General features: G+C 61.5%; 8 protein-coding genes and 1 tRNA gene. 2 read left to right on the forward strand and 7 right to left on the reverse strand.

The window, feature by feature from the left end:
• Nucleotides 1-38: 38 nt before the first annotated feature.
• Nucleotides 39-123 (forward strand) — tRNA-Leu (locus Q0J74_RS09510).
• A gap of 201 nt (nucleotides 124-324) precedes the next feature.
• Nucleotides 325-636: a hypothetical protein gene (locus Q0J74_RS09515; RefSeq protein ID WP_297213879.1), complete on the forward strand. Its 312-nt coding sequence runs from the start codon at nucleotides 325-327 to the stop codon at nucleotides 634-636.
• 215 nt (nucleotides 637-851) lie between these two features.
• Here the strand turns inward: Q0J74_RS09515 and srtB are convergent, their stop codons facing one another.
• The 7 genes from srtB to Q0J74_RS09550 all read right to left on the reverse strand — a co-directional run bounded on the left by srtB (nucleotide 852) and on the right by Q0J74_RS09550 (nucleotide 6,890).
• Nucleotides 852-1,598, reverse strand: coding sequence for a class B sortase (srtB, locus tag Q0J74_RS09520; RefSeq protein ID WP_297213882.1), 747 nt, complete (start codon nucleotides 1,596-1,598; stop codon nucleotides 852-854).
• Nucleotides 1,595-3,010, reverse strand: a complete 1,416-nt coding sequence (locus Q0J74_RS09525; protein WP_297213885.1) for an LPXTG cell wall anchor domain-containing protein — start codon at nucleotides 3,008-3,010, stop codon at nucleotides 1,595-1,597. Before Q0J74_RS09525 ends, srtB begins: the two co-directional genes overlap by 4 nt.
• Nucleotides 3,011-3,194: 184 nt before the next feature.
• Nucleotides 3,195-4,142, reverse strand: coding sequence for a BsaA family SipW-dependent biofilm matrix protein (locus Q0J74_RS09530; RefSeq protein ID WP_297213887.1), 948 nt, complete (start codon nucleotides 4,140-4,142; stop codon nucleotides 3,195-3,197).
• Nucleotides 4,143-4,229: 87 nt separating this feature from the next.
• Nucleotides 4,230-4,763: a signal peptidase I gene (locus Q0J74_RS09535; protein WP_297213899.1), complete on the reverse strand. Its 534-nt coding sequence runs from the start codon at nucleotides 4,761-4,763 to the stop codon at nucleotides 4,230-4,232.
• 5 nt (nucleotides 4,764-4,768) lie between these two features.
• Nucleotides 4,769-5,662: a TasA family protein gene (locus Q0J74_RS09540; protein ID WP_297213890.1), complete on the reverse strand. Its 894-nt coding sequence runs from the start codon at nucleotides 5,660-5,662 to the stop codon at nucleotides 4,769-4,771.
• Nucleotides 5,652-6,635 (reverse strand): hypothetical protein, encoded by a 984-nt coding sequence (locus Q0J74_RS09545; protein ID WP_297213893.1) that lies wholly within the window; start codon nucleotides 6,633-6,635, stop codon nucleotides 5,652-5,654. Before Q0J74_RS09545 ends, Q0J74_RS09540 begins: the two co-directional genes overlap by 11 nt.
• Nucleotides 6,636-6,707: 72 nt before the next feature.
• Nucleotides 6,708-6,890, reverse strand: coding sequence for a hypothetical protein (locus Q0J74_RS09550; RefSeq protein WP_297213896.1), 183 nt, complete (start codon nucleotides 6,888-6,890; stop codon nucleotides 6,708-6,710).
• Nucleotides 6,891-7,066: the final 176 nt, after the last annotated feature.

A 7,066-nucleotide genomic window follows, 5' to 3' on the forward strand; every position in this document is an offset into this window, starting at 1 on the left:
GAATGTGTTCTGCGGCTATGGCTCTTTCAACAGAATATGCGCCTGTGATGGAATTGGTAGACATGCGAGATTTAGGTTCTCGTGCAGCGATGCGTGTGGGTTCGAGTCCCTTCAGGCGCACCATCGCCGGAGCAAGCGTCCGCTTTGCTCCGGCGTTTTATCCCCCCGCGGCAAAAGGCCGTCAGCTGTCCGCGTCCGCAGGGCAGCCGCAGAGAACATTTTATGGCCCGTCAGCAGACTTCGGTGTACCAAAACATAGAGCGGATTTTCTCCCGGACGTGGCCGGCGCGTTCCGCCGGCCTAATCTATAAAGGAGGCGGAAAGATGAATCTTACCTTTGATGAAAAGATGTACGAGGCGGCGAAGGCGGCGGAGAGCCCGGAGGCGCTGCTGGCCCTGGCCCAGGCCCAGAGTGTGCCGCTGACAGCGGAGGAGGCCGGAACGCTCTACGCCCAGCTCCACAGGAACGGCCCTCTGGCGGACGAGGAACTGGACAGCGTGGCGGGCGGAGGCTGCAGCGATAACGGCGTCCACCGCATCCCCCCCACCTGCGGCAGCTGCCACCGGCAGATGAGCCAGCGTTTTGATATCATAACCCAGACTGTCTCCTATTTCTGCCCCCGCTGCGACTCCTGAGGAAACGGCCCCCGGCGGAGCGCCTTCGGCGCCCTGCCGGGGGCCGTTTTCAGTGTGTCGAAAACGCCCGCCACATCTCTCAAACATGCAAGCATGCTTGAGAGAGGATACAGCCCGCTGCGCCGCACGTGCAAAACGCGCACGCCTGCGGGCGGCGAAACTCTGCCGAGGGCTTTCCACGGTACAAGGACCGCTTTCCCTCTTGCGTCAAGCGCTTACCGCAGGATTCCCAGCAGGACAAAGCGGGCGTTGTCAAATTCATAAGTACAGGTGGACAGGGTCAAAATCCGGTCCGTCTCCACGGGAAAACGGGCTGCCCGGAACCAGGACTGCTCCACCATTCGCTCCGCCCAGGCGGAAAAATCATTTGTGGCCATATCCGTATCCCACACCTCATGATCCTTGCAGGCTACAAATCCGGAAAAGAAGGCTATCTCATAATCTCCCCCCGGCGTCTCCAGCACCCCCAGAGGATGCTCCTCATAAAAGTCCTGCTTCTTATACTGGTTCAGGCCGGTAAACATGGTCCCGCTCCGCAGGTTATGGCCATAGATAATGCTGTAGGGCTGGGAAAAGTCGGAGGCGGCCCGGTAGTCCAAAAAGATGCTGCCGGCGGAGTTTTCCTCCCCCGTGGCCAGGTGGGTAAGGTAGTAGCTGTTGTCCGCCCCCTGCACCACGGGATAGTCGATATTCGTGCCGGGAATGGAAATCCAGGCCACCACATCGGGAATGGCCTCCTCCAGGGCCGCAAAATTCCTTGCGGACAGCGCCTCCGCACTCTCCTGCGCCTCCGGGGGCGCCGAGTGGGCGGGAAGACGGGAAAGTTCCGAGATTCGGGCGTAGGTCTGCTCCCCGGCCCGGTACTCCAGCAGGATGGCGGCCACGTTCCAGGCGGCCACGCCGATTACCAGCACCAGCACGGCGCAGGCACAGAGATAGAGGCTCCGTCTCCGCCCGCTCATGGTTGATGCCGCTCATTTCGCATTTTTATGAGGACAAAGCCCAGCAGGAGAATGGCCGCACCCAGTATGGCCAGCCAGAGGTTCAGATGGGATGTATCGCCGGTTTTGGGGGGATTGACGGGGCCATCCGGGTTGTCCGGTCCGGGCGGTGCGGTGGGGTCGGGGGAATCCGTGGGACCGGGCGGGTCGGTGGGACCCGGGGAATCCGTGGGACCGGGCGGGTCAACGGGTCCCGGACCGTCAGCGGTCACAAAGCTCAGGGAAAAGCCGAAGTCAATGGAGCGCATATCGTAGCTGTTGGGCAGCTGCACCTCCAGGGTCACATTGGGCAGGGTAACGGAGGCCCCCGGCTCCAGGACGATGCGCTCCAGCACATCCACCTGCTTCTCCACGGAATCCAGCCGGTTCAGGTAGCTCCAGATTTCCAGGTTGTCCAGGGCCAGCTCCTCCGGCGAGGCAGGCATCTCAATGCCCGTGCCGTCAAAGGAGAAGAACAGGCCGTAGGCGTAGAGATAGCGGTAGCCCAGGGCGATGATTTCCGGATCGGTCTCCATGATTTCATAGTCCTGCTCCACCCGCCGCTCCCCGGTGGCGCCGGTTACCCGAGTACCCCAACCGTACACCCGGAAGTCATAATAGGCCGGATTGGTCTGCAGTTCGGCGATGGAAATAGTTCGGGGCTGCCGGATTTCCGACTGCCCCGTATAGCCAAAGGAGTTGGAACCCAGAATCTCGCACTGGTGGCTGGGGTCCAGCTCCAGCAGGCTGGCGGCCTGCCGGCAGCGGTGGGTGGGATCGGTGCAGCTCTGCTTGTAGTAATCCAGCAGGTACTCGGAGTAGGAATCGTATCCCAGCTCCGCCAGCCTGTCTTCCAGGTGGAGCACCTGCAAAACGGTCACGTCGGCACTGTCCGCGATGCCGTAGGCCGCCTTGAGGGGGGTCGTGACCGAACGCAGCACCGTCATGGGATAGGGAATCAGATTGCCGTCAAAGCCCCGCTGGCTGGTGATGGCCCCGTCCTGCAGGGGCGGCTGGGTGCGGATGGTATAGCCGGGGGTGGTGGGCAGGCCGGGAGAAGCCACCGGCACATCCCGCTCAATCCCGTTTTCCGTGGTAAAGGCATAGTCCTCAAACACATAGGTACGGCTGCTGTTGTTGACAAAGCGGACGGCTACCTGGGACGCCTGGCCGGGCAGGGACAGCCCCGCCATCAGGCTGTTGGCCACGTCGTTGCAGTTGATGGTCACCCAGTCCCCCGCGCCGGAGGAAATGGTATAGACGATGGTGTTGTTCTGGGGGTCGTAGGTACGGGTATAGCCGCCGGAGGCCGCCAGGGCGGGTCCCAGCCCCCTTGCAGCAAGGCTGAAACCAAGGACCGCCGCCAGCAGCCCAACGCGTATTCTCTTGTTCACGCTTCAGCCTCCCTGCAAGGGGCGGATGCCGGGTGGCCCGGCATCCGCCGCCGTGATGTAATAAAGCTTAATCAGTGGTGATCTTGCTGGCGTGACCGTAGTTCACGATGTTATAGACCAGCTGATAGGCATTGTCCGACGTTACAGCAGCACCGCCGGAAACAGAAGAGCCAGCCATATCAGTTCAAGTGGCAGCAGCCGCATCATAGCCCACCTGAACGGCCTGCATCACGGGGGTGATGGTGTAGGTAGCGCCCTTGAGGGCATTGCCGGCCGCCTCCCGGATGCTTACGGACTGCAGCAGGGGCTCGGAGATGGACTCGCCCTTCAGGGCCTTGGTGTAGTAGAAATATCCGTCGTCAGCCAGGTACCAAACAGTATCCGTCCCAAGGGCGGCACCATCGGTCTGAACATTTGCGGCGAAATTCAGGGTTACAACGTCATGGAAGGTACCGTCGGCATAGTAGGTATCCAATACCTCATCATCCTTGCCATGGGTCGCGGTAACGGTATACTGGCCGCTTCCGGCATCCTTCCTTTCGTTGTAGGCATACATCACATTAAAGCTGTCTGGGGTGGCCGCGTTATCTCCCTGCGGCGTCACCTGAACCAGCTGCTTGGTGTCGGTCACATAGGCCAAGTAGCTGTACACCGTATTGTCGCCGTTTGTGGTCTCCTTCCGATAAACGGTAACGTCTGTGGGGGTATTCGTGGAATAGGAAGCATAGCCCGCCTTTGTATATGCCGTAATCATAGCATCGCTGATGGAAACCGGCACGTACTGCGCACCAGCGGCATCGGCTTTATCCGCCAGATACTCCACCTTCAGCTTGTCCACCCCGTCGGTGTCATCCTGCACCAGCAGGCTCAGGGCCTCCTCCAGCTTCACCCGGACCAGCACATCCACATTGCCGGCGTTGGTGACTCCCACCTCCTTGGTAACATCCATACCGGGATTCAGAGGTACATCGGGGGTATCGAAGTCTTCGGTGACGGTCACATCAAAGTTGTCCATCTGGAAGATGTTGGGTTCAGTCTTGTCCGTGGTGGAAAACCAGGCAAAGGTACCAGCCGACACCAGCACCACAGCCAGCGCCGCCGCGCCGACTGCGATTTTCCTCTTGTTCTTCATCTGTCTTTCATCCTTTCTCTCTCTGTGAACTTGTTGTATTGCAGCACGCAGCACCTGTGTGTCAGCAATCGTCCCACGGAGGGGCGGCTACGCCTCCCCGGAATGCTCTGCCGCCTCCTTCCCTCTCTTTCTGCGCCGCCAGTCTATTCCAACCCAGGCCGCCAGGACCAGCACCACCACCACGATACTCAGGACCAAGTGGCCCTGAATCCAGGTGATGGCCGCCTCCAGCAGAGGGATATGGAACACCACCACGCCGATGACCGCCTCGCCGGGAAACACGGGGTTGGACTGTTCCACGGCGTCGCCCCGGGTCTCAATCCATACCTGGCCGTTTTTCATCAGGGTATTCACCACCCGGTGGGTGACGGTGGTTCCCGCCTCGCCGGTGGGGTAGTAGGTAACGATGTCGCCGTTTTGCAGCTGCTCCGCCGGAACCGCCTTCACAATCACCAGGTCACCTTTGCTCAGCTCCGGCTCCATGCTTCCGGAGAGGATATGATAGGCCCGGTAGCCCAACACCGTCTTGTCGGGGTCCTGATTCAGGGCGAAGAGGAGGCTGCTTCCCAACAGGACCGCAATGACCACAAGAAAGACCACATCGCCCACGAGCTTGCCCATCTTGCTCACGGCGCCGCACCTCCCCAACTGTCCTCCCAGTCCTGGGGCAAGTCCGTCCCCCAGGCGTCCTGCCAGGCAAAGGAGTCGGCCTGCACCGTTTCGGCGTACACATAGAGCTCCAGGTCATACTGGGTCAGCAGCTTGTTGTATTCCGCCAGCTGCTCGGCGTGGGCCTGGGTCAGATCCTCCCCCGGAGCCAGGGTAATCGCGTCCAGAGGCCAGACGTCCTCCGCCGTGCGGATGGTCACGGCCTGGAACACCGGGGCTGTGCGCCCGCCGTCTGCAGGCACAATTTGGTTATAGTACAGCCACTCGGAGTTCTGGGTGCTGCCGCGATACCAGCCCGCCGTGCCGTCCTGCGCCCAATACGTCGTATTGGGGTTGGTTTTGTTGGGGGTCAGGTCCAGACGCAGGGCGAAGTTTTTCACTCCCTCGTCCAGTTGGCCGTCCGCCTGGAGAATGCTCAGGAGCTGCTGGGCGGGGAAGGCGCCGCCCTCCCCCTCCCCGCCGGTATCCGCCGCAAAATAGCGGACATAGTCCGGGTTGATCAGCTGCTGCAAAGTGCTGGCCGGATCTTTGGGAACCCAGACCTCCTGGATTTTTACCCGGACCACAAAATCCGTCTCACCGGTGTTGACAATCTGCGGGTCCTTGGTCAGCACGTCCCCCGGCCGCACCGGGGTGTCCGGCTCCTCCCAGGAGGGTTCCTCAATCACAAAGTCCAGCTCCGAAAGATCCAGGCGGTTAACCACCTTGTCCTTGGCGGAAAAATAGGAATAGGTCCTGCCGCAGACCACCGCCAGCAGACACAGGGCCGCAGCGGCCACGGCGACAGAGCGCCGGGGCCAGCTGCGCCGCAGCACCCGCTTCCCCCGGTATGGGGTCCGTTTAATCAGCATCTCCGTCACCCTCCTCTCCTTCCGCGCCGCTTTTCCCCAGCTCCACCGGGGCAATGGCGTCCGTCTGGGTGTTCAGTCCCAACAGGCTGGCCGCCGAGGTGTTCAGCAGTTCGCAGGGGTCTGCGATCTTCTCCGGCTCCTGGCCGTCGGTAGGAATACGGTTGACAATGAATTTCCCATCGGAGGCGGCATAGCCGCCCGGATTGCCCGCCCCGACCGGCGGGGCCTGCCCCGAGGCCGTAATCGTGTTGACCACCGTGACCTGGGCGCTTGTCCCCTCTTCCACCGTAACGGCAACCTCCGCCGCCGGCGTCACATTGCCGGGGAGCACGGAGGCGGCATCCTCTTTAATGGTATAGGTCCCGGCGGCGGGGTTGTTCAGCACCACGCTCTCCCCGGGGCGGAGGGCAGCGGTTTGAAGAAGGGCGCCGCTCTCGTCATAAATCTGAAGGGTATAGGTGTAGTCCAAATCCCCCAGGTTGGGGATGGCCCCGTCCTCATATTCCAGGGCCTTGGCGACGGTCAGGGTATGGGTCACCGCCTGCACCATCAGGTCAGCCTCGTTGGCCGCCACGCAGTGGGGCGCCGTCAGCGCGGAAATGGTCTCTTTCCCGCTGTGACTGACCGGCTCAACCGCTGAGGGCAAGGGCGTATCGCCGGTGCGGGTCTGGAAGGTGCTGTTCTCAATCTCCGACCTGCTGAGCCAGCCGTCCAGGTCAATCAACTCCAGCAGCACATCCAAATCCAGGTTCAGCAGCAGGGCGGTGTTTTCCTCGGTCCCTACGCAGGGGTTGATGCGGTTCACCGTACCTTTCACCGTATCGGCGTATACCGCCTGTCCGTTGGTGACGGTGCTGCCGAAGTTGAGACCCAGGAAGGCCCCGGCGTAGCCCATGGTGGTGGTGGCGTCGGAGGTGGCGCTGGAACCGCCGCCGTACACATCATAGCCGTCCCAGGTGTCCACACCGGTCACGGAAGCGTTTTCAATCTTGGAGCGGTTGGCTTTGATGAGATCAACTCCGACGGTAACCCCCGCCAGAAGCTTTTACAGAAGGCCCACATCCAGACTGAGCAGCATGGCGTCGCTCATGGCCCCCATAAAGCCGCCGGCAATCTCGTCGGACATGACCAGGCGCAGATTGTCAGCACCGCAGCGCTCGATCCTGCACACATCGGCGTAGCCTACAAAGCCGCCGGCAATCTCGTGGTAGCCCCCCCGGGCCAGCACGGAGTAGCCCCCTCGGTACCGGTCAGGGAGGAATCCTCAATGTGGGAGCCGAACACATCACTCACACTGAGGCTCAAAGTCAGCAGGTCTCCGAGAATTCCAAGCTCGCTGGTGGTGGCCACGTCGTCGGCTTTGAGAATGGAACTCTTGCCCATGCGGGCCACGAAGCCGCCGGC

The sequence above is a fragment of the uncultured Flavonifractor sp. genome (assembly GCF_944387675.1).
Classification (GTDB): domain Bacteria; phylum Bacillota; class Clostridia; order Oscillospirales; family Oscillospiraceae; genus Flavonifractor.

Excerpts from the sequence above, each read along its gene's own strand:
- Q0J74_RS09530 (WP_297213887.1), bottom strand. The coding sequence starts at position 4,142 with ATGAAGAACAAGAGGAAAATCGCAGTCGGCGCGGCGGCGCTGGCTGTG.
- srtB (WP_297213882.1), bottom strand. The coding sequence starts at position 1,598 with ATGAGCGGGCGGAGACGGAGCCTCTATCTCTGTGCCTGCGCCGTGCTG.
- Q0J74_RS09515 (WP_297213879.1), top strand. The coding sequence starts at position 325 with ATGAATCTTACCTTTGATGAAAAGATGTACGAGGCGGCGAAGGCGGCG.
- Q0J74_RS09535 (WP_297213899.1), bottom strand. The coding sequence starts at position 4,763 with ATGGGCAAGCTCGTGGGCGATGTGGTCTTTCTTGTGGTCATTGCGGTC.
- Q0J74_RS09540 (WP_297213890.1), bottom strand. The coding sequence starts at position 5,662 with ATGCTGATTAAACGGACCCCATACCGGGGGAAGCGGGTGCTGCGGCGC.